Source organism: Anaerostipes stercorihominis, from assembly GCF_057535655.1.
This window is the reverse complement of the sequence record NZ_BAAJCL010000001.1, coordinates 117,969-144,426: the sequence shown is the minus strand read 5'-3', so window position 1 is coordinate 144,426 and position 26,458 is coordinate 117,969. Positions and strand designations below refer to the sequence as shown.

The window sequence follows — 26,458 nt, the reverse complement described above, 5'->3', positions numbered from 1 at the left end:
AGAGAGATACATATGAGCGAATCATTATATCATGTGTCAGCCAATCCTCATGTGAGAGATAAAGGCTCAACACAGAAGATTATGCTGGATGTCATAATCGCATTATTACCTGCTACGATTTTTGGTATCTATATCTTTGGTGCGCCTGCGGCAGTAACAATTGCGGTTTCGATTGTGACTTGTGTTGCAGCAGAGTATATCTATCAGAAATTAATGAAACAGCCGATTACAATTCATGATTTGAGTGCGGTGCTGACAGGACTGCTTCTGGCGCTTAACTTGCCTTCAGAAGTTCCGTTCTGGCTTCCGGTTATCGGAGGATTGTTTGCAATTATTGTTGTAAAACAGTTATTTGGCGGACTGGGACAAAACTTCATGAACCCTGCATTGGCAGCAAGATGTTTTTTAATGATTTCTTTTGCAGCAAGAATGACAACTTTTACTTATGACGGTGTTACCACTGCGACTCCCCTTGCTGTGATGGAACAGGGAAAAGCTGTAGATGTTATGAAGTCTTTCTTAGGATTTATTCCGGGAACAATTGGAGAAACTTCTGCTTTACTATTGATTCTTGGAGGCGTTTATCTGGTAATTAAGAAAGTAATTTCACCGTTAATTCCATGCATTTATGTTGCTGTGGTTGCTATTTTTGTACTGATTTTCGGAAATCAGGGATTTGATCTTTCTTACATGGCTGCGCAGATCTTCAGCGGCGGATTAATGCTGGGTGCTATTTTTATGGCGACGGATTATGTAACTTCTCCGATTACCAGAAATGGAAAAATTATTTACGCGGTAATTCTTGGAATTCTGACCGGATTGTTCCGTCTGTTTGGACCGATGGCAGAGGGAGTTTCTTATTCCATTATTATTGCGAACTTACTGGTACCTTTGATTGAAAGAGTCACAGCGCCGACTCCGTTTGGAATTGTGAAGAAAAAAGGGGGAAAAGGCAATGAATAAGAGTATTATTTCAGATTGTATTAAATTGTGCTTGATCACAGTAATTGCCGGATTTCTTCTGGGACTGGTATATAATGTGACAAAGGAGCCGATTGCAGCACAGCAGGAAAAGACAAAGCAGGAAGCTTATAAAGCAGTTTTTCAAGATGCGGCAAAGTTTGAGACGGTAAAGCTAAATCAAAAAGATGTAGCGAAGGTTTTGAAGGCAAACGATCTTGGACAGAATACAATTACCGAAGCTGCAAAAGCAGTGGATGCAGACGGGAAACAGCTGGGGTATGTTTTCTCTGTGACGAATCCGGAGGGATACGGCGGAGATATTTCGCTGTCTGTGGGCGTCAGAGATGACGGAACCGTCAATGGATACGAGACTTTGACAATCAGTGAAACTGCCGGTCTTGGTATGAAAGCATCGGAAGATGAATTTAAAAATAATTTTAAAAATAAAAAGGCTGATAAATTTGAGGTTGTAAAAGATGGCTCCGGCAAAGATGATGATACAAAAATCGATGCGATCAGTGGTGCAACAATCACAAGCCGTGCGGTAACAAGCGGCGTCAACAGTTGCGTTGTATATGCAAAAAGCCTGAAGGGAGGGAAATAAAAATGAAGATAAATCCGATCGAACGTTTGATGAACGGTATTGTGAAAGAAAATCCTACCTTCGTTTTGACTCTTGGTATGTGTCCGACATTGGCTGTTACAACCTCTGCCGTCAACGGAGTGGGGATGGGATTGTCAACGACCGTCGTTTTGATGTTTTCCAATATGGTAATTTCAGCACTTCGAAAAGTAATCCCTGATAGAGCCAGAATCCCGGGATATATTGTTGTGATTGCTTCTCTGGTAACGATTGTACAGTTTTTATTGGAGGGCTACGTGCCTTCGGTATATTCTGCGTTAGGGCTTTATATCCCGCTGATCGTAGTAAACTGTATCATTCTTGGTCGTGCAGAAGCCTTTGCAGCAAAGAATGGTCCGGTGACCTCGTTCTTTGACGGGCTGGGAATGGGACTTGGATTTACCATTGCACTGACCCTAATCGGCGCTTTTCGCGAACTTTTGGGAGCAGGACAGATTTTCGGTCAGCAGATTATGCCGTCTTCTTATGAACCGATTACGATCTTTATTCTGGCACCGGGCGCTTTCTTTGTTCTGGCATGCCTGATTGCCGCACAGAATAAAATTAGAAATAAAAAGAGAAAAAAGGGTCTGCCGGTACATCCGTCTGCCGGATGCGGAGATTGTGCATCCTGTGGAAACCATGCCTGCGGTACCAGATTTTTCAATCTTGATGCAGATATGAAACAAGAAAAAGAAGGGGGAAGATAGAAATGAAAGATTTATTGTTAATTGCTATCGGTTCAGCCCTGGTAAATAACGTTGTATTGAGCCAGTTCCTGGGATTATGTCCATTCCTTGGAGTCTCAAAAAAAGTAGACACTGCCGCGGGGATGGGAGTAGCGGTTATTTTCGTTATTACCATTGCATCTGCTGTAACGAATTTAATTTATTCCTTTATTTTAATACCAACGAATCTGGAATATTTGCAGACCATTGTTTTCATTCTGGTTATTGCTGCACTGGTACAGTTTGTAGAGCTGGTGTTAAAAAAATCTATGCCGTCACTTTATGAAGCTTTGGGAGTATATCTTCCGCTGATTACAACAAACTGTGCGGTACTTGGAGTTGCTTTGACAAACGTTCAGAATGATTATGGATTTGCAGCCAGTATTGTAAACGGAATTGGTATTTCAGTCGGATTTACCATTGCCATTGTGATTCTGGCAGGAATTCGTGAGAGAAATGAACACAATAATATTCCGGAATCCTTTCAGGGAATGCCGATCACTCTTGTTACTGCGGGGCTGATGGCAATTGCCTTTTTTGGATTCTCAGGAATTATATAGGAGGTAGTAAGAATGGATATAACAGCAATTATTCTTGCGGCCGTGATCGTTGGAGGAACCGGATTGGTCATTGCAGTTTTGCTTGGAATTGCATCTGAGAAGTTTAAGGTTCCGGTTGATGAAAAAGAAGTCGCTGTCAGAGCCGAACTTCCGGGAAATAACTGCGGAGGCTGCGGATTTGCAGGCTGTGACGGACTTGCAGCGGCAATTGCGGCAGGCGATGCACCGGTAAATGCATGTCCGGTGGGAGGTGCGCCGGTGGCGGAGAAAATCAGCGCTATTATGGGTGTAGAAGCAGGAGATTTTGTGAAACAGGTTGCGTTTGTAAAATGTGCGGGAACCTGTGAGAAAGCAGCGGATAAATATCAGTACGACGGAGCTCTCAGCTGTGTTGAAGCGGTGAATGTGCCGGGTGCGGGACCAAAGGGCTGTGAGTACGGCTGTATGGGATTTGGGAGTTGTGCCAATGTTTGTCCGGAAGACGCTATTGAGATTATAAACGGCATTGCCTGCGTTGATCAGGAGGCATGTGTAGCCTGCGGAAAATGTGTAGATATTTGTCCAAAGGGATTGATTGAATTAGTGCCATATGATAAAAAATGTAAGGTTCAGTGTAATTCCAAAGATTTTGGAAAAGCCGTAATGTCTGTCTGCAAAGCCGGATGTATTGGATGTCGTGCCTGTGAGAAGGCTTGTAAGCTTGGAGCCATTACCGTGGAAAATAACATTGCTCAGATTGATTATGATAAATGTGTGGGTTGCGGATTATGCGCGAACAAATGTCCAAAAGGAATTATTACAGGGAAAAAAGAAAATTCATAAGTTGTCGAAACGCAAAGGCAGGAGCAAAGCAAATGTTTGCTCCTGCCTTTTCGCATAATTTTCAGGGAAATAGAATATAACAGAAAAAAGGATATTTTTATGAAATTTCTTGAATTGAGACAGAAGGATGTTATAAACTGCAACACCGGAGAAAAATTAGGTTTTGTCATTGATCTTGACTTCGAGGTGAAAACGGGATTAATTTGTTATCTTTTGGTTCCGAGAGCAACGAAGATGCTCAATTGTTTCGGGAAAAATCAGATTTATAAGATTCCTTATAAATGTGTGGTGCGAATTGGGAGAGATGCCGTTTTGGTGGATATCAATGAAAAAGAATGTCTGAAATAGAAGAAAGTCTTTTCATTGATTCTAAAAAATGTTATACTGCAAGCAGAAAAAAACGGAGGTAACAGAAGAAAATGAAATGTCCATACTGTGGAAGTGAGAATTCCAGAGTTGTTGACTCGAGACCGGCTGAAGACAATAATGCCATTCGCCGGCGGAGGCAGTGTGATGACTGCAGCAAACGGTTTACAACTTATGAGAAAATTGAGACAGAGCCGTTAAGTGTGATCAAGAAAGATAAAACGAGACAATTATATAACCGCAACAAAATTCGGCATGGAATTGTACAATCCTGTCATAAATTGCCGATCTCAATGGATCAAATTGAAAAATCGGTGGACGAGATTGAGACAAAGATTTTTAATCTGGGCAAACGGGAGGTAGAGACATCTTTGATCGGTGAGATTGTGATGGATAAATTAAAGGAATTAGATGAAGTTGCCTATGTACGTTTTGCCGCAATCTATCGAGAATTTAAAGATGTAAATACTTTTATGAATGAATTAAAAAAATTGTTGAAATAATTGTAAAAAAATTACAATTATGATAAGATAATACTATCATTTTGGGAAACCTTTCGTCGCGGAAGGAGTGAATGATCGTGTATCAAGAGGTAATCAGCGGTATCGTCTTCGGCGTTACCGGTCAGCTAATTCATGTAGAAGTTCAAATCAGAAATGGCCTGCCATATTTCTCTATGGTGGGCTATTTGTCAAAAGAATCTATGGAAGCAAAGGAACGGGTTGCATCTGCCCTGCGTTCCATTGGACATCCTTTGCCGTCTATGAAGATTACAGTCAATTTATCCCCGGCAAAAATTCGGAAAAGCGGAACTGCCTTTGACTTTGCCATTGCTGCGGCTTTTTTAGGGTGTCTTGGGATGATTCCGTCAGATCAGCTTCAGGAAATATGTATTCTCGGAGAATTGGGATTGGACGGGAGAATTCGAGGGGTAGGAAATTGTCTGCCGATTATTTTGTCAGCAAGAAAACAGGGAATCCATCGTTTTTTTGTGGCGGAGGAGGATCGCAAGTCCTTAGAAGCTATGAAAGGAGTGGAAATTGTTTTTATGGATCACCTGGAAGATGTTCTGAACTATTTTGGCGGCACATTTCGCAAAAAATCAAAGATCTTTCCACAGAAATTTCAATGGGACCAAAGAGAGGAAGATTTTGCTGATCTGAAAGGAATGGAGCATCTGAAACGCTCCATTGAAATTGCGATAACAGGACGTCATCATCTATTGATCGCAGGGGCGCCCGGATCAGGGAAAAGCATGGCGGTAAAACGAATCCCCACGATTCTTCCGGAGTTGTCAGCAGAACACCGGCTGGAAGTTCAAAGTATTTATGATGCTTCCGGTATTTCCAGACACCTTATGGACCCAAGACCGCCCTTTCGCACACCGCATTCTACGATTACGAGGGCAGCACTGCTTGGTGGCGGAAAGATTCCCGGAGCCGGAGAAATTACCCTGGCACATCATGGAATTATGTTTATGGACGAGCTTATAGATTTTCGGACGGAATGTTTGGAAGGGCTTCGGATTCCGCTGGAGGAAAAGCAATTGGAGCTTCATCGAGCGGGATCGCAAATAATTTTTCCGGCGGATTTTTTGCTGATTGCAGCCATGAATCCATGTCCTTGTGGCTATGCGCTGGAGGATGGAAAGTGCCGATGCAGTTATTATGAAAAGAAACGATATTTAAAAAAATTATCAGGCCCCCTTGTGGACCGTTTTGATTTGATTCTCGGAGTGAAAGAGCAAAGGGATGATACAAAGATTTTGTCTGAGATTTATAAGGAGCGAGAGACTGCGGCAGAGACTTCAAAACAGATGAAAAGTCGGATGGAAGAATCCATAGCAATGGAGCAGAAGCTTTTGGCAGGCAGCGGATATCAGTATTTTGGCGAAGTTTTGCCGCAGCATATGGATGTATATTGTCCAATGGAAGAGGAAGGCATCAATTTTCTGAATGCGGCATATGATATGGGGAAAATTACAAGACGAGGAGCCGATAAAATTAGAAGAGTTGCAATGACAATTGCAGTTATGGAACATCAAACAAAGATTCTTCCAATTTATTTAATGGAGGCTATGACCTTCCGAAATGCTGATTTTATAAAAGAGGTGTTGGAATATGGAGGATAAGCTTTATTGGTATTGGTTTTGTGCGAAATTGTGCCTGCCTTTGAAAAAACAAAAGCGATGGATGCATCTGTTGGGGCATCCGAAAGAACTGTTTCATCTTAACCCCAGTGGAATCGAAGAAAAGTTTACAAAACAGGAATTGAAAAGATTTTCTCAATGGAAAGATGAAGACCGTATTCAAAAATCCTATGAAGATCTTCAAAAACAACAAATTCATTTTTATACTTATAAAGAAGCTGGTTATCCCAGACGACTTAAAAAACTTTATGATTTTCCGTTTGGAATCTTTCAAAAGGGGCGGCCCTATAGAGAGAAAGCGCTGGCGATTGCAATTGTAGGATCAAGAAATTCTACAGTTTATGGAATGGAAATTTCCCGAATATTCGCGAGAGAGTTGGCAAAAAACGGAGTGCAGATTGTTAGTGGTCTGGCAAAGGGGATTGATGGATCAGCACACCGGGAAATCGCGGATATGAAGGAAAGTGCTGTTGGTGTTCTCGGGTGTGGAATTGATCAGATTTATCCAAGAGATAATTTTAAATTGTTTTATAAAATGTATGAAAATCAAACGATATTTTCCGAATATCCTCCGGGGATCCCTCCCTATTCCCGCAATTTTCCACAGCGAAACCGCATCATCAGCGGGTTAAGTGACGGAGTCCTTGTGGTGGAGGCGAAGAAAAGAAGCGGGTCTTTGATTACTGCAGACTGTGCATTGGAGCAAAATAAGGAAGTATTTGCAGTTCCGGGTCCGATTACAGATCAGAATCATGCAGGGTGCCACGGTCTGATAAAAGAGGGTGCAAAACTTACAGAAACAATGGAAGATATTCTGTCAGAATTTCCGAAATTCAGAAAGAAATCAGAGAATTTTAAGACGGGAGAGAGGAAATCTCTTGCGTACCCAGAGAAAAAGGTGTATGATATCTTAAGTTTAAATCCCAAGCACCTGGATGAGATTCTTCATTTATCGGGATGTGCTTATAAAGAAGTGATTCAGTCATTATTTTTTTTAGAAGCAAACGGTTACATCCGACAGATTCATCAGAATCTGTATATCAAATGTGAAAAGATTCCCACCTGACAGTAAAATTTAGAGGTGGTGAACAAGAAAATTTTATGGAACGGAGAAAGTTTCTTTTGTTCGATGCAGCCTATGGCAGAGACTGCAGACGGCGTTCTTGAAAAAATATAAATAAGGGGTAATTTAATATGCCGAAATATCTGGTTATCGTCGAGTCACCGGCGAAAGCAAAAACAATTAAAAAATTCCTTGGTAAGAACTATGAGGTGATTGCCTCCAATGGACATGTTCGTGATCTTCCCAAAAGTACGCTGGGAATTGACCTTGAACATGACTTTGAGCCTAAATATATTACCATTCGGGGAAAAGGAGAGGTTCTGGCTGCGCTTAGAAAAGCTGTAAAAAAGGCGGATAAAGTTTATCTGGCAACGGACCCAGACCGTGAGGGAGAAGCAATTTCATGGCATCTTTATCATGCATTAAAATTGGAAAATAAAAAATGCAGTCGTATTACATTCAATGAGATCACAAAGACTGCAGTCAAGGATTCCATAAAGAATGCAAGGGAAATTGATATGAATTTGGTTGATGCCCAGCAAGCCAGAAGAGTCCTGGATCGAATTGTCGGATACCAGATCAGTCCGATTTTGTGGGCTAAGATCAAACGCGGTTTGAGCGCCGGGCGTGTGCAGTCAGTTGCCCTGCGTTTAATTTGTGACAGAGAAGAAGAAATCAGCCTGTTTATTCCACAGGAGTATTGGTCTTTAGATGCCATGCTGCATGTAAAGGGCAGCAAAAAGCCGCTTGCTGCGAAATTTATCGGAGATCAGGATCAGAAACTTGAAATTCACAGTAAAGAGGAAATGGATCGTCTGTTAAAGGAATTGGAAGGAAAGGAATTCAAAGTGGATTCGGTCAAGGTTGGGGAACGACTGAAAAAGGGACCTCTTCCATTTACAACCAGTACGCTGCAGCAGGATGCATCCAGTAAATTAAACTTTGCTCCTCAGAAAACAATGCGCATTGCACAGCAGCTGTATGAAGGTGTGAATATTAAAGGAAAAGGAAATGTCGGTTTAATCACTTATCTCCGTACGGATTCCACGAGAATTTCTGTGGAGGCAGATACGGCAGCCAAGGAGTATATTGCTGAGCATTACGGAAAAGAATACGTTGGGGCAGGAAATACGGCGAAAAAAGACGATAAAAAAGTGCAGGATGCCCACGAGGCAATTCGCCCGACCTATATGGAGAATTCTCCGGTTAGTATTAAAGAAGAACTATCAAGAGATCAGTTCCGTTTGTATCAGCTGATTTGGAACCGTTTTATGGCAAGTCGTATGGCTTCTGCAAAATATGAGAATACATCTGTAAAGATTGCGGCAGGAGATTATCGCTTTACGGCTTCGGCTTCTAAAATTGTATTCGATGGGTTTTTGTCAGTGTATAATATTAATAATGAAAAGTCAGAGGGAAATGTGATATTAAAATCCATTGATCAGGACACGGAGCTTTCTTTAGGCGAATTTGATCCAAAACAGCATTTTACACAACCTCCGGCACATTATACAGAAGCATCTTTAGTGAAGACGTTGGAAGAATTCGGAATTGGAAGACCGAGTACCTATGCTCCGACGATTTCCACAATCGTTGCCCGACGGTATGTTGTAAAAGAAAAGAAAAATCTTTATGTTACAGAACTTGGAGAGTCGGTAAATCAGATGATGAAAAAAGGGTTTGAGACAATCGTCGATGTGAATTTTACGGCGATGATGGAAGGACTGCTTGATATGGTGGAAGAGGGGAAAGTTCGATGGAAATCTGTCATCGAAAATTTCTATCCGGATTTTGAAATTGCCGTAAAAAATGCAGAAGAAGAACTCGAAAAAATTAAAATTGAAGATGAGGTAACCGACGTAATCTGTGATCAGTGCGGGCGTAATATGGTAGTAAAATACGGACCGTACGGAAAATTTTTGGCTTGTCCCGGATTCCCGGAATGCCGAAATACAAAGCCTCATTTTGAGAAAGTGGGAATTCCATGTCCGATTTGCGGTGGAGAAGTAGTTCTGAAAAAGACAAAAAAAGGACGTAAATATTATGGATGTGAAAATAATCCCGAATGTGAGTTTATGTCATGGCAGAAGCCTTCTACTGTGAAATGTGAAAAATGTGGAAGTTATATGATTGAAAAAGGCAAAAAATTGGTATGTTCAAATAAGGAATGTGGTTTTGTTTGCAGTCTGCCGGAAGAAAAAGAGGAGATTTCCGAGAATGCAGCTGCGGAATAAGGAGAAAGAAAGGACATGAGTAGTATACAGTTATTAGATAAAACAAGAAAAATTAATAAATTGCTGCATAACAATAATTCGCAGAAAGTCGTATTTAATGATATTTGTAAAGTACTGACGGAGGTAATGAAATCCAATGTACTGGTCATTAGCAAAAAAGGAAAAATCCTTGGAAAAAATGAAGCAGATCATATTCAAATTGTTCATCAGCTGATTTCCGGTAATGTGAAAGATTATGTTGATTTCTCTCTGAACGAGAGACTGCTGGCAATTTTGTCTACCAATGAAAATGTCAGCCTCTCAACCTTAGGGTTTGATTCGGAAATGGAAGATTATTTTGTTATAATTGCTCCGATAGACATTGCAGGGGAACGCTTTGGAACGCTGTTTATGTACCGCCAGGATGAAGCGTATTCCATTGATGACATTATCCTGGCAGAGTACGGAACAACCGTGGTCGGGCTGGAAATGCTTCGATCTGTCAGCGAAGAGGTGGAGCTGGAAAGAAGGAAAAAAGATATTGTAGATTCAGCAATCAGTACGTTATCCTTTACAGAACATAAGGCGGTTGTTCATATTTTGGAAGAGTTGGATGGAAATGAGGGGATCTTAGTTGCCAGTAAAATTGCGGATCGGTTTAGTATTACACGATCTGTCGTTGTAAATGCACTGCGCAAGCTGGAAAGCGCTGGAGTGGTGGAAACCCGTTCCTCCGGTATGAAGGGAACTTATATTAAAGTAATCAATGACTTTATATTTGACGAAATCGGGAAGCTTGATTAGAAAAAACTTGCAATCAAAAACAAGATTTGGTATACTGTCATAGGTAAAAATAAACACGCCATTGGAATTTTGGTAAGTGCCGAAAGGTTTGCTGAAACGTTGAAAATGGCGGAAGCACAAACTAAAGGAGATTTTATAATGAGCGTAATTTCAATGAAACAGTTACTGGAAGCAGGTGTTCATTTCGGACATCAGACAAGAAGATGGAACCCTAAAATGGCACCGTATATCTATACAGAGCGTAATGGCATCCATATTATTGACTTACAGAAATCTGTAGGAATGGTGGATGACGCATACAATGCAGTAAAAGACTGTGTAGCTCAGGGCGGAAAAATTCTGTTTGTCGGAACAAAAAAACAGGCTCAGGATTCAATTCAGGCAGAGGCAGAACGCTGCGGAATGTTCTACGTAAATCAGAGATGGTTAGGTGGAATGATGACAAACTTCAAGACAATTGAGTCTAGAATTGCAAGACTGAAAAAGATCAAAGAGATGGAAGAAGACGGAACATTTGATGTACTTCCAAAGAAAGAAGTTTTAGAGCTGAACAAAGAAAAGGATAAACTTCAGAAAAACTTAGGTGGAATCGAAGAAATGGGCGGACTTCCGGATATGATCTTTGTCGTAGATCCTAAGAAAGAAAGCATCTGTGTTCAGGAAGCACATACTTTAGGAATTCCTCTTGTTGGAATCGCAGATACAAACAGCGATCCTGAAGAATTAGATTATATCATCCCGGGAAATGATGATGCAATCCGTGCAGTAAAACTGATTACATCTGCAATGGCGGATGCTGTTATCGAAGCAAATCAGGGAATCGATGCAGAGTCTGAAGCAGAGGAAGCTGCAGAAGACGAAGAGTAATCATAAGTTATTTTAGGAGGAAGAAATCATGGCTATTACAGCAGCAATGGTAAAAGAATTAAGAGAAATGACCGGTGCAGGGATGATGGATTGTAAGAAGGCTCTTACAAAGACAGAAGGAGATATGGATGCAGCGGTAGAATTTTTAAGAGAGAATGGTCTTGCAAAAGCAGCGAAAAAAGCGGGTCGTATTGCAGCAGAAGGTTTAGTTGCAGCAACAATCTCTGATGATGCGAAAACAGCAGCAATTGTTGAAGTAAACTCTGAGACTGATTTCGTTGCTAAAAATGATACATTTAAAGAATATGTAGCGGAAGTTGCAGAACAAGCGCTGACAACAGAGGCAGAAGACATTGAAGCTTTTCTTGCAGAAGAATCTAAGGCGGAAGCCGGTAAGACTGTAAAAGAAGTTTTAGATGGAAAAATTGCGGTAATCGGAGAGAACCTGAATATCCGAAGATTCCATAAAGTTTCTGCGGAAGATGGATTCGTTGCTTCCTATATTCATGCCGGCGGAAAAATTGGTGTATTGGTAGAAGTTGCCACTGACGTCGTAAATGATGAAATCAAAGAGATGGCAAAGAACGTAGCAATGCAAGTTGCAGCTATTTCTCCAAAATATACAAGCAGAGATGAAGTTTCAAAAGAGTATATCGATCATGAAACAGAAATCTTAAAAGTTCAGGCTATGAATGAAAATCCGGACAAACCAGAAAATATCATTGAAAAGATGATCATTGGTCGTCTGAATAAAGAGTTAAAAGAAGTATGTCTGTTAGATCAGGTTTATGTAAAAGCTGAAGACGGAAAACAGGCAGTTGGCAAATATGTAGAGCAGGTTGCGAAAGCAAATAATGCCAACGTAACAATCAAAGGATTCGTTCGTTTCGAGACTGGAGAAGGAATCGAGAAAAAAGAAGAGAACTTTGCAGAAGAAGTAGCAAAACAGATGGGAAACTAATCTGAAATTGAATAAAGTCTGGAAATGTGCTTAAAGTCAAGCAACTATGCATGATTGAAGCAGTTTTGAACCTTTCGTAAATTATTAAAATCTATCATAAAATATCGGGTAGATTTTCGTAAAAGTTTCGTCGGGAAATTCGTCAGGAGATTTGACGAAACAGAGTGTGCGAAGTTTGCGTAGTTTTTAATTTATCGGAAAGGAACAGATGATATTGAGTGTTGAGGGTATATTACGAAAGTAATATACCCTCTTTTTTGAAAATAACTGGTGTTAGATGTTAAAGAATATGGCAATATAAAAAATATATAAATGAGAAGTTGTAGGAGTGAAGCTATTGATTGAGATAAAAGAAGTTTGCAAACAAGATTACAAAAAAGCTCAGAAATTTGCAATTTAGGGAATGCATTTAGATTGGTATATGGATAGCAAAGTTATTTTGGATTTGTACGCAAAATATTTCTGGTATATGGAACTAAATCGTGCAACAAAAGTTTATGGTGCTTATGCTGATGATATTTTTGTGGGTGTTTTACTTGCAGAAATAAAGAATGAGCCAAAACGTTATTACAGCGTGTCAAAAGCGATTTATGTGAAGATATTTGATTGGCTTCAGCATCTTGTGGCGGGAAAAGGTGTTGAAGAATATGATGAAGCGAATAAAGATATGTATAAGTCTTTTTGTCAAAAGAATAGACCTGATGGAGAGATAATTTTTCTTGCCGCTGACCCTGATTGCAAAATTAAAGGTATTGGAACAGCATTATTGTCTGCATTTGAAAAAGATGAAAGCGGAAAACTTATTTATTTATACACAGATAATGCTTGCACTTATCAATTTTATGAGCATAGAGGTTTTGCACGGGCAGAAGAACGACAAGTTGTGCTTGACTTGGATAAAAAGCAAGTCCCTTTAACTTGTCTGTTTTATATAAAGACAATTACTGAACAGTAATAAACTAGCAAATTGGAAGTTAAAGAGGCGAGGAAATGCTGGAAATCAGATATGTTCAATTAGAAGATAAAGAGTTTTGGTATAGTCTTGATAAGCATTTGCCAGAACAGGAATTTGACAGTAAAGTTGGAGAAAAAAGAGGATATGTTTTATTAGATGATAATAAGCCGATAGGCTTGTTGAGATATAATCTTTTTTGGGATAATACGCCATTTTGTACAATGTTGTTTGTTGATTGGAATTATCAAGGAAAAGGTTATAGGAAAAAACTTATGGAGCATTGGGAAGCTGACATGAAATCACAAGGATATGGTATGCTTCTGACTTTTACACAGGTTGATGAAGAAGCACAGCATTTTTATAGAAAATTAGGATATAAAGATTGTGGTGGTTTTGTTATAGATATTCCAAGATATGAGCAACCAATGGAAATGTTTCTTATTAAGAGAATTTAGCAAATTTGAAAGTTGCGGAGGCAGATATGAAAGAATTTACCTATGTTACTTTAAGACAAAAGCCAGAATTAAAAGAAGCTGCTGCAGCATGGTTTCATGATAAATGGGAAGTGCCACAAGAAGCGTATCTTGAATGTATGGAAGCATATCTCAATCATGAAACAGAGTATGGTTGGTATCTTTGCTTAGATAAAGAACGGATTGTAGGGGGTCTTGGAGTAATCGAAAATGATTTTCATAACAGGAAAGACCTTGCGCCGAATGTATGTGCAGTATATACAGACAAGGAATATCGCTGTCAAGGAATTGTGGGAAAAGTGAACCGTCCCCTGAAAGCGTATCATTACTTTGAGAAATCTCCTGCTTTGCTTTTCTGATAAATTTATAATTTCCTGCGCGCGTCTGCGAAAAAGCATTCCCTCTGCGGTTAGATAAACACTGTATTTGATTCGTTCAAATAGTTTTACACCTAATGTTTCTGGTGGCTGCTCACAATGTTTCCTGATACATTATGTACAAGTAAAGAAACAGCTGTGGCATGATTTGAATTTAGAGGAGATTTTTTTATGATAATTCAGCAAAAAGAGTCGGAACTGCTTTGGTGAAAAAAGGGCATGAAATCGCAGAAGAATTAGGGTATCAATATTCTGTTGTTTTTGGAAGTGAAACATACTATCCTCGAATGGGATGCGTGGAGGCAGAGAAATTTGGCATAGAGCCGCCATTTGATGTTCCGGGAGAAAATTTTATGGCTTGCAGATTCAGTGAAACTGCATCAGATCTTTCCGGAATGATAAAATGTGCAAAAGAATTCGGAATTTGAAGATCCTATTCTTTTATTCCATCATTAGAGAAAGGGATTCACATGAATCATAATGTGTTTGATTTCTTTAAAATTTTGTTCTACGGTCTGATGAATTTGATCTGCGATTTCGTGTGCTTCCCATAAAGATTTTGTACCATCAACTTGAATTTCTAAATCAATATATATTTTATTTCCAAACATTCTGCTTTGAAGGAGATCAATACAAATTACATCGGGATGTGCGGTAATATAACTTCGGAGATTTTTTTCATAATCTTCTCCACAGGAAGTATCCAGCATTTTTTGAATGGCGTCATGACATATATGGAGTGCAACTTTCAGAATAAAGAAACAAATGACTACGCTTGCGATAGGATCTAACGCTGGAAATCCTAGCATAGATCCGGCAATTCCGATCAGAGAGCCGATGGATGCAAGAGCATCGGAACGATGATGCCATGCGTCTGCCATAAAGGCAGTAGAATTTAAAATCTTAGCATAATGCCGGGCGTACCAGTACATTCCTTCTTTGCAAAGAATTGAGATAACGGCGGCCGCCAGAGCAATTGGACCCGGAATAGGCAAAGAGGTATAATTTCCGAAAAAAATGCAGGAAAGTCCGGTTTTGCCGATGCCCAATCCAGTTGCAAAAAGAATCATTGATAGAAGCAAGGAAGCGACACACTCCATTCGTTCGTGTCCATAAGGATGCTGGCGGTCCGCTGATTTTTTGGAAAGCTTCACTCCAATCAATGCAACGAAAGTAGCAAATACATCGGAAAGGGAGTGGACGGCATCGGAAGTCATGGCTGCGGAATGTCCATAAATGCCGGCAAATAATTTGAATACAGATAAAAAGATATTTCCTGCTGTATCCACCACAGATATTTTTTTTAGGATGGTATTTTGATGATTCATAACAGATCCTGTTCATTTTCAACGTTCATATTAGAATATGATCATTTCTTAGTTTGGTGCAGGATATTATAAGCAATGAGCAGCCGTGCAAGACCAATTAGAATACGAAGTTAAATGAATGTCTTTTAAGCATAAAAGCTTATTCAAACTAAGTATTAGATATATCACTGATAGAGCCGAGACATAGGATACCTGTGGAACGAAAGATATTTTCTAACAGAGTGCTAAAAGAGTTGATGGTTCCGCTGTTTCGCTTGTCAATATGTTCAACACTGTATTTATTTTTTTTGTTCTCGGCATTGGCGGGAGGTGGAGCTGTGGTGATCAGTCGGTATATCGGGAACTGGGATCGAAAGAAAGGAAATCTTTCCGCGGGCCAGCTTCTGATAATTTCTCTGCCGTTGTCCTGCCTTCTGACAGCCTTGGTTTTCATATGGAACAGATGTGTGTCGGAGTATGGGAAAGACCAAGGTTACTATGTACCTTTCTGTGGCTTCCAACGGAATCAATGTGATAGGAAATGCGATTGGGATTTTTGTACTTCGCGCAGGAGCTGTTCCTAATGGAATTGAAAACGGAATGTTTCAGCTGGTCAAAGTCGCCTTAAGCAGTATTACGGCGTTGTTTGGAACGATACAGATTGCAGCAAATAGAGTGGAGCAGAGCTTCTGGTCAGTGGCAGCTTTGATGGGAACAGCGATGGGACTGGGATTTATCACCGTGATCGGACAGTGCATGGGAGCGGGGGATTGGGAGGCCGCTCAATATTACATGCGAAAACTGCTACGGATTACGCTGCCGCTGTCGATCGTATGGAATGGTCTGATATTTTTTAAGCACCCCTATGATTTTAAAAGGCTATGCTTTGTCAGGAGGAGCAAGGGGGCTGGTTATCAAGCTTGTGTTGATACATAATATTTTTAATGCGCTTTTTTATCCGTTTTCCGGTGCGCTCTCCAATGGGCTGCGTTCAGTGGGAGATGTTCGATTTACAATATATGTAAGTATTGCATCCACCATAGGCTGCAAAGTTCTTTTTTCTTTGATGTTTGGCATCTGGATGAATCTGGATGTGATAGGAGTTGCGTTTGCTATGTGTCTGGATTGGATGATATATTCAGTTTGCTTTTTTAGACGATTCGAGAGAGGAAAATGGTTCAGATTAAGCGGGAAGTGCAAGAGAAAAGTCTGGAGAAGCAGGTGGAGATTTATCAGAATGAATTGAAGAGATTACAGGAAGAAAACGAACGATTGAAAAAAGAAAATCTAAGGATGGCGAAAAAACTGGAACAGATGTCAAAAAAATAGAGGTTTGACAGAACGGATGGACAGTTAAGCAAAATAATTTGTCAGGGAAACATATTGTATTGTTCTGCACCCATGGAACCAGAGGCGTGGCAGGCAGCGCTGAAGATATGACAGAGGCTTTGCCGGATGACTGCAGTGTGGAAGATCACATACTGGGCGTACGGATATGACTGTGCAGAAACTTCTGGATCAGAGCAAAAAAAGAGTACAGATTTTATTGGGGATGTGATAGAATGGAAAGCAAAAGGCAGAAAGGAAGAAAAAAATGAAACTTAATTTAAGAAAGCTGACAATTGCCGCAATGCTGACTGCCGTTGCTGTAATTTTATCTTCTTTTTCCATTCCCGTTGGAGCATCCAGGTGTTTTCCCATTCAGCATCTGGTGAATGTGATCGCAGCAGTATTTCTTGGACCGATTTATGGTGTGAGTATGGCATTTTGTACGGCGCTGATTCGGAATCTTTTCGGAACAGGAACACTTTTAGCATTTCCAGGCAGTATGGTTGGAGCTCTGGTCAGTGGAATCGTTTTCTATTATACCAAATCCCGGTGGGGAGCTTATATAGGAGAAGTTTTTGGAACTGGAATTTTAGGAGGCATACTCTGTTATCCCATTGCCTCTCTTATAATGGGACAGACCGCGGCGTTATTTACCTTTGTGGGACCATTCCTTTTGAGCACTGTCTGCGGTACGCTGATGGCGGCAGTGATCCTGATGGCGTTATGCAAATCCAAGGCAATTTCAGTAATTGAGCAGATGCTCCAAGAATAAAGGCAGGCAGAGAATTTCGATTCCGAATTTCTCTGATATTTTTGTTTGATGATGCGGCGTTAAAATGGATACGTCCGCCTTAGTTTGAAAGATAAGTAAATTTGCAGATATTGAAATCTAATAGGGTTTTGTGATAAAATCTAAAAAGACATTCAATTGAAAGGAAAGATTACAGTGGGGAGCATGAGCAGGAAAAAAACACAAATTATGGGCGTTGTCGTTTTATGTACGATTTTACTCATCATTCATGCTTTTGTGCGATTTAACAAGACTCTATTTCGTTCAGAACTAAAGAGTCAGCAGGATGAACTGGAAAGAACTGCAAAACTGGGTATTTCTAATGCGCAGGATAGATATTCAGATATGTTGGAATCTTTAGAGATCCTGGCAGACACAATCTCCGGATCTTCATCTATTTATGATTCGTCTGTTTCTAAGCAGATTCAATTATTGAAACAAACAGGTTATTTTGATAATGTGGGAGTCAGTGACCAAACGGGAAATTCCATTGATTCTAAGACACGGAAAAATAATATTGCTGATAGAGAATATTTTAAGGAGGCTATGAAGGGAACGCCGACAATTTCTGATACATTGGTATCAAAACTGATTCCGGGAAAAGAGATCCAGGTGATGGCAGTGCCGATCAAAGAAGATGGCAAAAACAAAGGCATTGTGTTCGGTATTTTAAATTTATACACAATTCATAAGGTTTTAGGAAATGAGACAAGCGGAGATATTTATGTTCAGATTGTAGATTCAGAAGGAGATTATGTTACCAGATTCAAAACGCAGGATGTGCTAATGAAGTACAAAAATTTATGGCAGGATGTCTCAGAATATGAATTTTTAGAAGGAAATCAGAAGAAATTAAAGCAGGATATGAAAAATCGTAAATCCGGGTATTTTACGTTTCGATTGGGAAAAGAAGAGCGGGTTTCTTATTATGCTCCGTTGGGATTAAAAGACTATTATATCTTTTCTACGATCAACAGCAAATATTTAAAAGAAGATACAAAAAAGACAAGGCAAAATATGCTGATGATGTCCTTAGAGATCATCGCTGCATTTTTGATTTTGATTTCAGGATTATACTGGTACAATAAAAAGGTAAAAGAAGAGTTAAAGCAATCTCATGATGAAGCGTTAAGCAGTGAAGAAATGATGCAGATAGCTATTCAGCAGACAGAGCAAATTGTTTTTGAGTATAATTATAAAACAAAAGTGCTTCGTACAAGAGCAGGTGTAAAAAATATCTTATTTTCATCCGATTTTATAGAAAGGGTTCCGGAATCTATTTTAAACCAGGGCGTGATTGAACAGGAATCCCTGACAGATTTTCGTGATTTGTTTGACAAAATTCCGGAATTGGATTTTTGTGAAGCTGTTATTAAAACGAGGGGGGAGCGAAAACCCAAATGGATGAAGGTGATGATGAAAAATCTTTATGATGAAAATCATCGAATTGCAAACACAGTGGGGATTGTGGAGGATGTCAGCGAGAAAAAATATCAGGAAGAATTATTAAAAGAGAAACAGCAGATTCAAGATGCTTTGAACGCGGATGCATTTTTAACATGTAAAGTGGATCTGGGAATTGGAAGGGTGCTGGAGGAAGATGGAGATATTTTGCCGGAGTCCATTTCATATCAACAGTATCTAAAGGAACACATTTTCTGTGGTATGGCGGAAAACGATCGGAAAAGAGTGATTTCAGAATTGTCGGAAGAAAATTTAGTCAATGAGTATCATCGGGAAAAAGAGGCTACAGAGGTTCAGTTTAAGATGAAAAGCCAATCTGGGGAGATCTGGGTTTCCTGCATGATTTATTTGATGCAGGATGAGCAAAGCGGTCATATAGAAGCCCTGATGATTTTTAACGATATTGATGAAAAAAAGAGACAGGAATTGAGTTTGCAGGAACGGGCAGAAAAAGACGGTTTGACCGGATTATACAATGCAGCTACGTTTCAGCAGAAAGCAGATGGTTTTCTGGAATCATCTTTGTGGGCGTTGGAAGGCAGCCATATGTTTTTATTGTTGGATTTAGATAATTTTAAAGAAGTCAATGATACGTTCGGACATCAATATGGGGATCGGGTGCTGAAGGATGTGGCTGAGATTTTAAAGACAAAGTTCCGGCAGAATGATTTGATTGGAAGGCTGGGAGGAGATGAATTTGTTGTAATGGCGTTTCATACCCCGGGATTTTCCAGAATGGAACATATTTTTTGCGAATTATGTGAGATTTTAAACAAGACGTATTGCCAAGATGGAAAAACGGTGAAGATATCAGCTTCTCTTGGGATTGCTATTGCTCCTCAGCACGGTGCAACTTTTGAAGAATTATATCAAAAAGCGGATAAAATGCTGTATCAGGTGAAAAGAAACCAGAAGAACGGTTATGCCGTCTATGAGGATGAAAGATAGAATCAGGGGAGAAGCGTACGGAGAAAATGGATTTGTAAAAAACAGTGGGATGTGGTAAAGTGATAACAGATCAAAGCCTGTATGATTGCAGGTTTTTTAGGAAAATATAATAAAGAAGGGATGCAGTATATGATGGAGTATAAGATTACAGGATACAAACCACAAAGATTATTTAAGTTTTTTGAAGAGATTTGTGCAATTCCCAGAGGATCCAAAAATGAAAAGGAAATCAGTGATTACCTTGTTCAATTTGCCGAGAATAGAAATCTTTGGCATTATCAGGATGAACTGCACAATGTGATAATTAAAAAAGAGGGAAGCAGCGGCGCTGAGGATCTTCCTCCGGTTATGCTTCAGGGACATACGGATATTGTGTGCGAAAAGTTATCCAGTGTAGAACATGATTTTACAACAGAAGGACTGAATCTGATAGTTAAGGACGGTGTTGTCACCGCAGACGGAACGACGTTAGGAGCTGATAACGGAGTGGCAGTGGCGCTGATGCTCATGGTGCTGGACGACGATGCTTTGGTACATCCTCCGCTGGAATGTGTATTCACAACTCAGGAAGAGATTGGACTATTCGGTGCGAAAGCGCTGGATAAATCATTGATTCAGGCGCGGACTATGATTAATATGGATTCAGAAGAAGAGGGAATTGCCACAGTAAGTTGCGCAGGCGGAATGCGGATTGCATGTACCAGAAATATACAAAGAGAGAAGATCCACGGAACAACATTACGGATTGAGATTTCTAATCTTTTGGGGGGGCATTCCGGAACAGATATTGATCAGGGACGCCAAAACGCCAATTTGCTGATGGCGAGAATGGTCTATGATCTTTTTCAAAATACGGATGGAAGGCTTGTGGAATTTCGCGGGGGAACCAAGGATAATGCCATTACCAGAGAATGTGAAGCTCTTTTGATTTATGAAGATGCAGAAGAAGCAGTAAGGGCCAAAAAAGAAGCAGAGGATCTGGCCGAGAAGATAAAACAGGAAATTATCCCGCAGGAACCGGATGTTACCTGCTGTATTTCTCTGGAGAATGGCAGTGCGGCAGCGATGAGCAAAGCAGATGGAGAGGCAATCATTCATGCAATGTATCTGGCGCCGAATGGAGTACAGAAACGAAATATGAAAATGGACGGTTTTGTTGTGACCTCCTGTAATATGGGAGTAGCGGAAACCAGAGAAGATCACATGCTGATTACGTTTTCTCCAAGATCCTCAGTGGCATCTTTAATGGAAGATTTGAAAGCGCGAATTTGTCTGCTTGCCCAGACGTTCGGTTTTACCTGTGATTTCAGTGGAGAGTATCCAGGATGGAGCTATGCGGAGGAATCCAAGATTCGTGAGGTATTTAAGGACAGCTATCAGAGATTGTTTGGACAAGAGCTGAAGATTGAAGCTCTCCATGCGGGACTGGAGTGCGGATTATTTTCCGATGCGTTGCCTGGAATGGATGCGATTGCAGTCGGACCTACGATTTGCGGATGTCATACTCCAGATGAATATCTTCCGCTGGATTCTTTTGAACGGTTTTATCAGCTTCTCAAAGATGTGTTAAAGGCATTGACGGCTAAATAAAAATTACTTTTCAAATTTATTTGAAGCAGACTTCTTAAACTATAAGAAATCTGCTTCTTTTTGTTGTGCAACACAAAGATTTATTTTTGAGGACCTTAAATTACTGTTTACCCGATGGCAGGTTAAGGTTACTTTATTTTAAATTTAATTTTGTGATGTTCTTTTACTTCTGTGATCATTTGCTGTTTGATCATGTAGGGAAGAATCGAATCTAAAAATTGTTTTGGATCTGTGACACCGATTTGTTGCCTGCCAAACGGCTGGCGGGCCGTCAGATGTTTTACAAAAGGTTCCAGTTCCCTGCGAGTCATCGGACCATGTTTTTTTAAAGCTTTTTTTACTGCGGAAACGCCCTTGGAAGAAAGAAGGTTTGATAAACTTTGTGTCTGTTTTAGACTTCGCCACAGTCCCCAACCATAAATCGCTGCGGTAGCAGCAGCAAAGAGCAAAACATATGGAAGATATTTCAACATTTTAGGCGTCATCTCCTTTCCAAGATATGAGATGATGATCCCGCATAATCTCTAAAAATTTGATTAATCTGGAAATAGATTTTTCCATACCGGGAAATTGCCGGTCCATTTCTCTGGAAAGTTGGTGAACATCTTTTTGATTGTCAATGGAAAGCCATACAAAACTTCCATAATGATCCAGTTTTACTTCGCTGATTTTAGGACGGTGGAAAAATTTTTGAGCAATTTTATGATAAAAGCCATTCCACTCGATCAGAACAGTCACGATATTTTCTGAATCCGTCTCATATTCTATGGAAGGATTTTTTACGGGAACAAGATCCAGATAATTTTTCCGGTCTATCTTCTTTTTTGACATATAAGAGTTCCTTTCAAAAGATACAGCCTGCACAGGGCAGGCTGCAGATTCATTATTTTTCTTTTTTATTGCATATGCGATACAGGGAGAAAAGGAGAATTACAAAGATGATCAAACTTGCAATTTGAGGAAGTGCCACTGGAGATACAATTTTGTCGCTTAGTTTTGCCACTGCGAGAATTGCCAGAATAACACCCATTAATCCTTCACCGGCAATTAAACCGGATGTATATAAAATACCGCGGTCAATTGCTTTCTTCTTTTCCTTTTCATCACCTTTGCGGCGTTCCATAATGAAACGAACAACGCCTCCTGCCATGATTCCAGCACTCAGGCTGAATGGAAGATACATACCGACAGCAAATGGGAGAACCGGGATCTGTAAAATCTCGATGACAATTGCGATACAGACACCGATCAGGATCAGAGCCCAAGGAAGTTTCGCACTCATAATTCCTTCAACCAGCATTTTCATCATGGTTGCCTGAGGCGCAGGAATATCTGCAGAGCCATATCCCCATGCTTCGTTTAAAAGGATCAGCACGTATCCGATGGAAATGGCAGAAGCCAGAACACCAATCATCTCACCGATCTGCTGTTTCTTCGGAGTAGCGCCGAGGATAAAGCCGGTTTTTAAATCCTGAGAACAGTCTCCGGCAATCGCCGCAATGACACAAATAATACCGCCAATTGCAATCGCGCCGACCATACCAGTTGTTCCGGTTGTTCCGGTAGCTTTTAAGAGTAAGGTTGCAATAATTAAAGTTGCGATAGCCATTCCGGAAACCGGATTGTTGGAAGAACCGATCAAACCAACCATGCGGGAAGAGACCGTAGCAAAGAAGAAACCGAAAATGACAACGATAACGGCTCCGACCGGACTAACCGGGAAAGCCGGAAGCAGCCAGATTGCAATTGCAATAACAGCTACGATCAAAAGCAGAATCGGCATCGGAAGATCTTGTTGTGTTCGCAATGTATGGGTTGTGTTATGATTCTTTTTCATGCTGCTCATTGCCTGTTTAAAGGTCCGAATGATCAGCGGAAAGCTTTTAATCAGACTGATGATTCCGCCGGCGGCAACGGCTCCGGCTCCGATATACTTGATATAAGTTCCCCACAAATCTCCCGGAGCAAGAGCGCTGATGACTTTGGTTCCAGGAAATACGGTTGCGTCAGCACCGAACAGTGCAATCATTGGCATTAATACAAACCAGCTTAAAGTTCCTCCGGCAAGCATATAGCTGGAAATTTTCGGTCCGCAGATATATCCTACACCGGCAAGAGCAGGGAGTACCTGGATTCCAATATGAGAGCCGGCGTATCCTTTGAAATCATAGCCAATTTCACTTGGGAATAATTTTATTCCGTCAGCGATAAATTTATAAACCGCAGCAATTCCGAGACCTGTAAATACCGTTCCTGCTTTGCTTCCGCCTTCTTCTCCTGCAAGAAGAACTTCTGCGCATGCGGTACCCTCCGGAAATGGAAGCGTTCCGTGTTCCTCAACGATCAGAGCCTGACGAAGAGGCACCATAAAGCAGACACCCAGAATACCTCCGACGAAGGCAACCAGGAAAATAGTTAAAATGCTCGGAGTATCAATTTTTCCCTCTTCTGCCCATAAGAATAATGCAGGTAAAGTAAAAATTGCTCCTGCGGCAACAGATTCACCGGCAGATCCGATGGTCTGTACCAAGTTGTTCTCCAAAATGGAATCCTTGCGCAAAACCAGCCGGATTATTCCCATAGAAATAACGGCTGCTGGGATTGATGCAGAAATTGTCATACCGACACGAAGCCCCAAATAGGCATTGGCTGCACCAAAAATGACTGCCAAAAGAATACCAATCAAGAGTGATGTCACCGTAAATTCCGGCACAATGCGATCGGCTGGAATATATGGTTTAAATTCGTTCTTGTTGTGTTCCATTGAATTCATTCCTCTCTTTGTAAAATTTGTTTTGATAACATCTTTTCCATTATACCATTGAATGAATGTAAAAGAAAGTATGAACTTGATTATTTTGCGCATAGTAATTGTGAGGTGAAAAGTGAATGGAGAATTTATTAAAATATGAAACAAGTCCTTATTTGCTGCAGCATGCTAAAAATCCTGTTGATTGGTATCCATGGGGAGAGGACGCCTTTCAAAAAGCAAAGAAAGAAGATAAACCAGTTTTTTTAAGTATCGGCTATTCTACTTGCCATTGGTGTCATGTGATGGCACATGAGAGCTTTGAAAATTTGCAGGTGGCGGATATTTTAAATGATAAATTTATTGCGATCAAAGTGGATAAAGAAGAACGCCCGGATATCGACAGTACGTATATGAAAGTTTGTCAAATGTTAACCGGAAGCGGTGGCTGGCCATTGAGCATCTTTTTAACTCCGGAGCAAAAGCCTTTTTATGCCGGCACTTATTTTCCCAGAGATTCTCAAAGAGGAATGACAGGGTTTCTTGATCTTCTTTCTGCAATTGCAGTTCAGTGGAAAAAAAACCGGACAAACATTACAGAGTCTGCCGAAACCATTTTGTCATATTTGCATCAAAAAGAAGATGTCCCGGAAATTTCTGAGGATGCCTTCATCTTTGAGACAGCATTTTCACAGTATCTGGAAAGTTTTGATTCCCGGTATGGAGGATTTGGATCAGCGCCGAAATTTCCCAGTCTTCAAAATTATTTGTTTCTGCTGGAATACCATCGAGTATATCAAGAGGAAATGGCTTTGGAAATGGTAAAAAAGTCTTTGATTCAGATGTACAAAGGCGGAATTTTCGATCATATTGGATTCGGTTTTTCCAGATATTCCACAGATCCATGGTTTTTAATTCCGCATTTTGAAAAAATGCTGTATGACAATGCGCTTTTTCTTTTGACTTACGCAAAGGTATTTATGGTAACAAAGGCACCGATTTTTTTGGAAATTGCTGAAAAAACGGCGGTTTATTTGTTAAGAGACATGACGGGACCGGAAGGAGAATTTTATTCGGCACAGGACGCAGACAGCCAAGGAGAAGAAGGAAAATATTATACATTTGGTTATCATGAAGTGGAAAAGATTCTTGGTACAAAAGCGGCGGATGCTTTTCGGTCTTGTTATGGAATTTCACCGGGAGGGAATTTTGGAAAAACAGCAGAGGTTTCTGTCAGGACATATCAAGACATCTTATATGGGATCTGCGTTCTTTATGACGGCACTGCTGATGAAACAAGAACCGCCTCAGACCATCACTGTGGTGCTCGGTAACGAAACGGCGGAAGAAGTGCGGGAAGCGCTTCCTGTGAATGCCAATATCATAGTGATGGAGCATCCCACAAAAGAATACCCTTTGCTGAATTCCAAAACTACGTTTTATGTTTGCAGGGATCATCAGTGCTTTCCGCCGATGAATCAGCTGAATTTATAATACAATAGAATCTCCGGCTTGTGAAATGCCGGAGATTCGGTTGATTTTTATGTCATTGCGGCTCCGTCTACAGATAAGATTACTCCGGTTACATAAGATGCCATGTCGCTTGCAAGATATAAAAACGCATTGGCGATATCCTCCGGTTCTCCGATTCTGCGCAGCGGGATGGATTGAATTAACGGATCAATGATTTCTTTTGGAACAGCCTGCATCATATCCGTATTTGTAATTCCCGGGGCAACTGCATTGACGCGAATATGATCTGGGCCCAGCTCCCTTGCAAGAGATTTTGTAAGACCATTTACGGCAAATTTTGATGCCGGATATCCAACTCCTGAAGGCTGACCGTAAATACTGACCATAGAGCTGGTGTTGAGAATGACACCGCTTTTTTGTGCTTTCATAATTCTGGCGGCAGCCTGTGCACATATAAAAACAGAGTTGACATTCAAGTCAAGAATTTTTTTAAACTGAGATGGTTCATAATCATAAATAGATTCTCTGGCAGAGATTCCGGCATTATTGACCAAGATATCCAGAGAGCCAAAGGTTTTTTTCACTGTTTTCATGGCTTCTTCTACAGATTTTGGATCATTTAAATCCGGAGAGAGTGCGAGAAGTTTCGCTTCTGGATACGATGCTGCCAATTGGTGATAGGCTTTTTGCGCTGTCTCAGGTCTGGAACCGCAGATGGCAACGCAGGCGCCATTTTGAAGAAATTTTTCAGCAATGGCGTATCCAATTCCTCTGGTTGATCCCGTTATCATTGCGCATTTGTCTTTTAAAAGCATAAGACTCCTTTCTGTGAGGTGTTTGGTTAGATTCTAAAACTATTATAAACAAAAATCGAAGGAAAAGCTA

At 40.5% G+C, this 26,458-nt stretch carries 30 protein-coding genes; 25 read left to right on the top strand and 5 right to left on the bottom strand.

Annotated elements, in window-relative coordinates:
* The first annotated feature begins 12 nt into the window (after window positions 1-12).
* The 17 genes from AC27EF_RS00710 to AC27EF_RS00630 all read left to right on the top strand — a co-directional run bounded on the left by AC27EF_RS00710 (window position 13) and on the right by AC27EF_RS00630 (window position 14,351).
* Window positions 13-963, top strand: coding sequence for an RnfABCDGE type electron transport complex subunit D (locus tag AC27EF_RS00710; RefSeq protein WP_487108251.1), 951 nt, complete (start codon window positions 13-15; stop codon window positions 961-963).
* A complete protein-coding gene (locus AC27EF_RS00705; protein WP_487108250.1) occupies window positions 956-1,567 on the top strand; it encodes an RnfABCDGE type electron transport complex subunit G in 612 nt (203 codons plus the stop codon). The genes AC27EF_RS00710 and AC27EF_RS00705 overlap by 8 nt, the downstream gene beginning before the upstream one ends.
* 2 nt (window positions 1,568-1,569) lie before the next feature.
* A complete protein-coding gene (gene rsxE / locus AC27EF_RS00700) occupies window positions 1,570-2,295 on the top strand; it encodes an electron transport complex subunit RsxE (RefSeq protein WP_487108249.1) in 726 nt (241 codons plus the stop codon).
* A 2-nt stretch (window positions 2,296-2,297) separates the two neighbouring features.
* Window positions 2,298-2,873: an electron transport complex subunit RsxA gene (gene rsxA / locus AC27EF_RS00695; RefSeq protein ID WP_487108248.1), complete on the top strand. Its 576-nt coding sequence runs from the start codon at window positions 2,298-2,300 to the stop codon at window positions 2,871-2,873.
* Window positions 2,874-2,885: 12 nt separating this feature from the next.
* Window positions 2,886-3,695 carry an RnfABCDGE type electron transport complex subunit B gene (locus AC27EF_RS00690; protein ID WP_487108247.1) on the top strand — a complete coding sequence of 270 codons (810 nt, stop codon included), beginning with the start codon at window positions 2,886-2,888 and terminating at the stop codon, window positions 3,693-3,695.
* Window positions 3,696-3,794: 99 nt separating this feature from the next.
* Complete coding sequence (locus tag AC27EF_RS00685) at window positions 3,795-4,043, top strand: YlmC/YmxH family sporulation protein (RefSeq protein WP_487108246.1); 249 nt, start codon at window positions 3,795-3,797, stop codon at window positions 4,041-4,043.
* 71 nt (window positions 4,044-4,114) lie between these two features.
* A complete protein-coding gene (nrdR, locus tag AC27EF_RS00680) occupies window positions 4,115-4,564 on the top strand; it encodes a transcriptional regulator NrdR (RefSeq protein WP_487108245.1) in 450 nt (149 codons plus the stop codon).
* A gap of 71 nt (window positions 4,565-4,635) precedes the next feature.
* Window positions 4,636-6,192, top strand: a complete 1,557-nt coding sequence (locus AC27EF_RS00675) for a YifB family Mg chelatase-like AAA ATPase (protein WP_487108244.1) — start codon at window positions 4,636-4,638, stop codon at window positions 6,190-6,192.
* A complete protein-coding gene (gene dprA, locus AC27EF_RS00670) occupies window positions 6,182-7,276 on the top strand; it encodes a DNA-processing protein DprA (RefSeq protein WP_487108243.1) in 1,095 nt (364 codons plus the stop codon). The genes AC27EF_RS00675 and dprA overlap by 11 nt, the downstream gene beginning before the upstream one ends.
* Before the next feature lie 128 nt (window positions 7,277-7,404).
* Window positions 7,405-9,507, top strand: a complete 2,103-nt coding sequence (gene topA, locus AC27EF_RS00665; protein ID WP_487108242.1) for a type I DNA topoisomerase — start codon at window positions 7,405-7,407, stop codon at window positions 9,505-9,507.
* A gap of 15 nt (window positions 9,508-9,522) precedes the next feature.
* Entirely contained in the window at window positions 9,523-10,290 is a 768-nt protein-coding gene (codY, locus tag AC27EF_RS00660; RefSeq protein WP_487108241.1) for a GTP-sensing pleiotropic transcriptional regulator CodY, read from the top strand.
* 138 nt (window positions 10,291-10,428) lie between these two features.
* On the top strand, window positions 10,429-11,157 hold the full coding sequence (rpsB, locus tag AC27EF_RS00655; RefSeq protein ID WP_487108240.1) for a 30S ribosomal protein S2: 729 nt from the start codon (window positions 10,429-10,431) through the stop codon (window positions 11,155-11,157).
* Window positions 11,158-11,185: 28 nt separating this feature from the next.
* A complete protein-coding gene (gene tsf / locus AC27EF_RS00650) occupies window positions 11,186-12,118 on the top strand; it encodes a translation elongation factor Ts (RefSeq protein ID WP_487108239.1) in 933 nt (310 codons plus the stop codon).
* Between the two features lie 421 nt (window positions 12,119-12,539).
* Window positions 12,540-13,073, top strand: a complete 534-nt coding sequence (locus tag AC27EF_RS00645) for a GNAT family N-acetyltransferase (RefSeq protein WP_487108238.1) — start codon at window positions 12,540-12,542, stop codon at window positions 13,071-13,073.
* A gap of 35 nt (window positions 13,074-13,108) precedes the next feature.
* Window positions 13,109-13,528, top strand: a complete 420-nt coding sequence (locus AC27EF_RS00640) for a GNAT family N-acetyltransferase (protein ID WP_487108237.1) — start codon at window positions 13,109-13,111, stop codon at window positions 13,526-13,528.
* 26 nt (window positions 13,529-13,554) lie between these two features.
* Window positions 13,555-13,905 (top strand): GNAT family N-acetyltransferase, encoded by a 351-nt coding sequence (locus AC27EF_RS00635; protein WP_487108236.1) that lies wholly within the window; start codon window positions 13,555-13,557, stop codon window positions 13,903-13,905.
* 221 nt (window positions 13,906-14,126) lie between these two features.
* Window positions 14,127-14,351, top strand: a complete 225-nt coding sequence (locus AC27EF_RS00630) for a GNAT family N-acetyltransferase (protein ID WP_487108235.1) — start codon at window positions 14,127-14,129, stop codon at window positions 14,349-14,351.
* A 24-nt stretch (window positions 14,352-14,375) separates the two neighbouring features.
* Here the strand turns inward: AC27EF_RS00630 and AC27EF_RS00625 are convergent, their stop codons facing one another.
* Window positions 14,376-15,251, bottom strand: a complete 876-nt coding sequence (locus tag AC27EF_RS00625; protein WP_487108234.1) for a cation diffusion facilitator family transporter — start codon at window positions 15,249-15,251, stop codon at window positions 14,376-14,378.
* Between the two features lie 456 nt (window positions 15,252-15,707).
* Here AC27EF_RS00625 and AC27EF_RS00620 point away from each other — a divergent pair, with 456 nt between their 5' ends.
* From AC27EF_RS00620 to AC27EF_RS00595, 6 genes are all read left to right on the top strand, one after another.
* A complete protein-coding gene (locus tag AC27EF_RS00620; protein WP_487108233.1) occupies window positions 15,708-16,166 on the top strand; it encodes an MATE family efflux transporter in 459 nt (152 codons plus the stop codon).
* A 237-nt stretch (window positions 16,167-16,403) separates the two neighbouring features.
* Window positions 16,404-16,559 carry a hypothetical protein gene (locus AC27EF_RS00615; RefSeq protein ID WP_487108232.1) on the top strand — a complete coding sequence of 52 codons (156 nt, stop codon included), beginning with the start codon at window positions 16,404-16,406 and terminating at the stop codon, window positions 16,557-16,559.
* A 38-nt stretch (window positions 16,560-16,597) separates the two neighbouring features.
* On the top strand, window positions 16,598-16,729 hold the full coding sequence (locus tag AC27EF_RS00610; protein WP_487108231.1) for a hypothetical protein: 132 nt from the start codon (window positions 16,598-16,600) through the stop codon (window positions 16,727-16,729).
* Window positions 16,730-16,824: 95 nt separating this feature from the next.
* Window positions 16,825-17,331: an energy coupling factor transporter S component ThiW gene (thiW, locus tag AC27EF_RS00605; protein WP_487108230.1), complete on the top strand. Its 507-nt coding sequence runs from the start codon at window positions 16,825-16,827 to the stop codon at window positions 17,329-17,331.
* A 183-nt stretch (window positions 17,332-17,514) separates the two neighbouring features.
* Window positions 17,515-19,761: a diguanylate cyclase gene (locus AC27EF_RS00600; protein ID WP_487108229.1), complete on the top strand. Its 2,247-nt coding sequence runs from the start codon at window positions 17,515-17,517 to the stop codon at window positions 19,759-19,761.
* A gap of 129 nt (window positions 19,762-19,890) precedes the next feature.
* Complete coding sequence (locus AC27EF_RS00595) at window positions 19,891-21,351, top strand: aminoacyl-histidine dipeptidase (protein WP_487108228.1); 1,461 nt, start codon at window positions 19,891-19,893, stop codon at window positions 21,349-21,351.
* A gap of 128 nt (window positions 21,352-21,479) precedes the next feature.
* Here AC27EF_RS00595 and AC27EF_RS00590 read toward each other — a convergent pair whose 3' ends face one another.
* From AC27EF_RS00590 to AC27EF_RS00580, 3 genes are read right to left on the bottom strand one after another with little or no spacing between them, the layout of a single operon-like run.
* On the bottom strand, window positions 21,480-21,824 hold the full coding sequence (locus AC27EF_RS00590; protein WP_487108227.1) for a hypothetical protein: 345 nt from the start codon (window positions 21,822-21,824) through the stop codon (window positions 21,480-21,482).
* Window position 21,825: 1 nt separating this feature from the next.
* Window positions 21,826-22,182, bottom strand: a complete 357-nt coding sequence (locus tag AC27EF_RS00585; protein WP_487108226.1) for a PqqD family protein — start codon at window positions 22,180-22,182, stop codon at window positions 21,826-21,828.
* Between the two features lie 52 nt (window positions 22,183-22,234).
* Complete coding sequence (locus tag AC27EF_RS00580) at window positions 22,235-24,115, bottom strand: OPT family oligopeptide transporter (RefSeq protein ID WP_487108225.1); 1,881 nt, start codon at window positions 24,113-24,115, stop codon at window positions 22,235-22,237.
* 125 nt (window positions 24,116-24,240) lie between these two features.
* Between AC27EF_RS00580 and AC27EF_RS00575 the strand changes: the two genes are divergently transcribed.
* Both AC27EF_RS00575 and AC27EF_RS00570 read left to right on the top strand, forming a co-directional pair.
* Window positions 24,241-25,434, top strand: a complete 1,194-nt coding sequence (locus tag AC27EF_RS00575; RefSeq protein WP_487108224.1) for a thioredoxin domain-containing protein — start codon at window positions 24,241-24,243, stop codon at window positions 25,432-25,434.
* Window positions 25,391-25,594, top strand: coding sequence for a hypothetical protein (locus AC27EF_RS00570; RefSeq protein WP_487108223.1), 204 nt, complete (start codon window positions 25,391-25,393; stop codon window positions 25,592-25,594). The genes AC27EF_RS00575 and AC27EF_RS00570 overlap by 44 nt, the downstream gene beginning before the upstream one ends.
* Window positions 25,595-25,641: 47 nt before the next feature.
* Here AC27EF_RS00570 and AC27EF_RS00565 read toward each other — a convergent pair whose 3' ends face one another.
* A complete protein-coding gene (locus AC27EF_RS00565; protein ID WP_487108222.1) occupies window positions 25,642-26,388 on the bottom strand; it encodes an SDR family NAD(P)-dependent oxidoreductase in 747 nt (248 codons plus the stop codon).
* Between the last annotated feature and the right edge of the window lie 70 nt (window positions 26,389-26,458).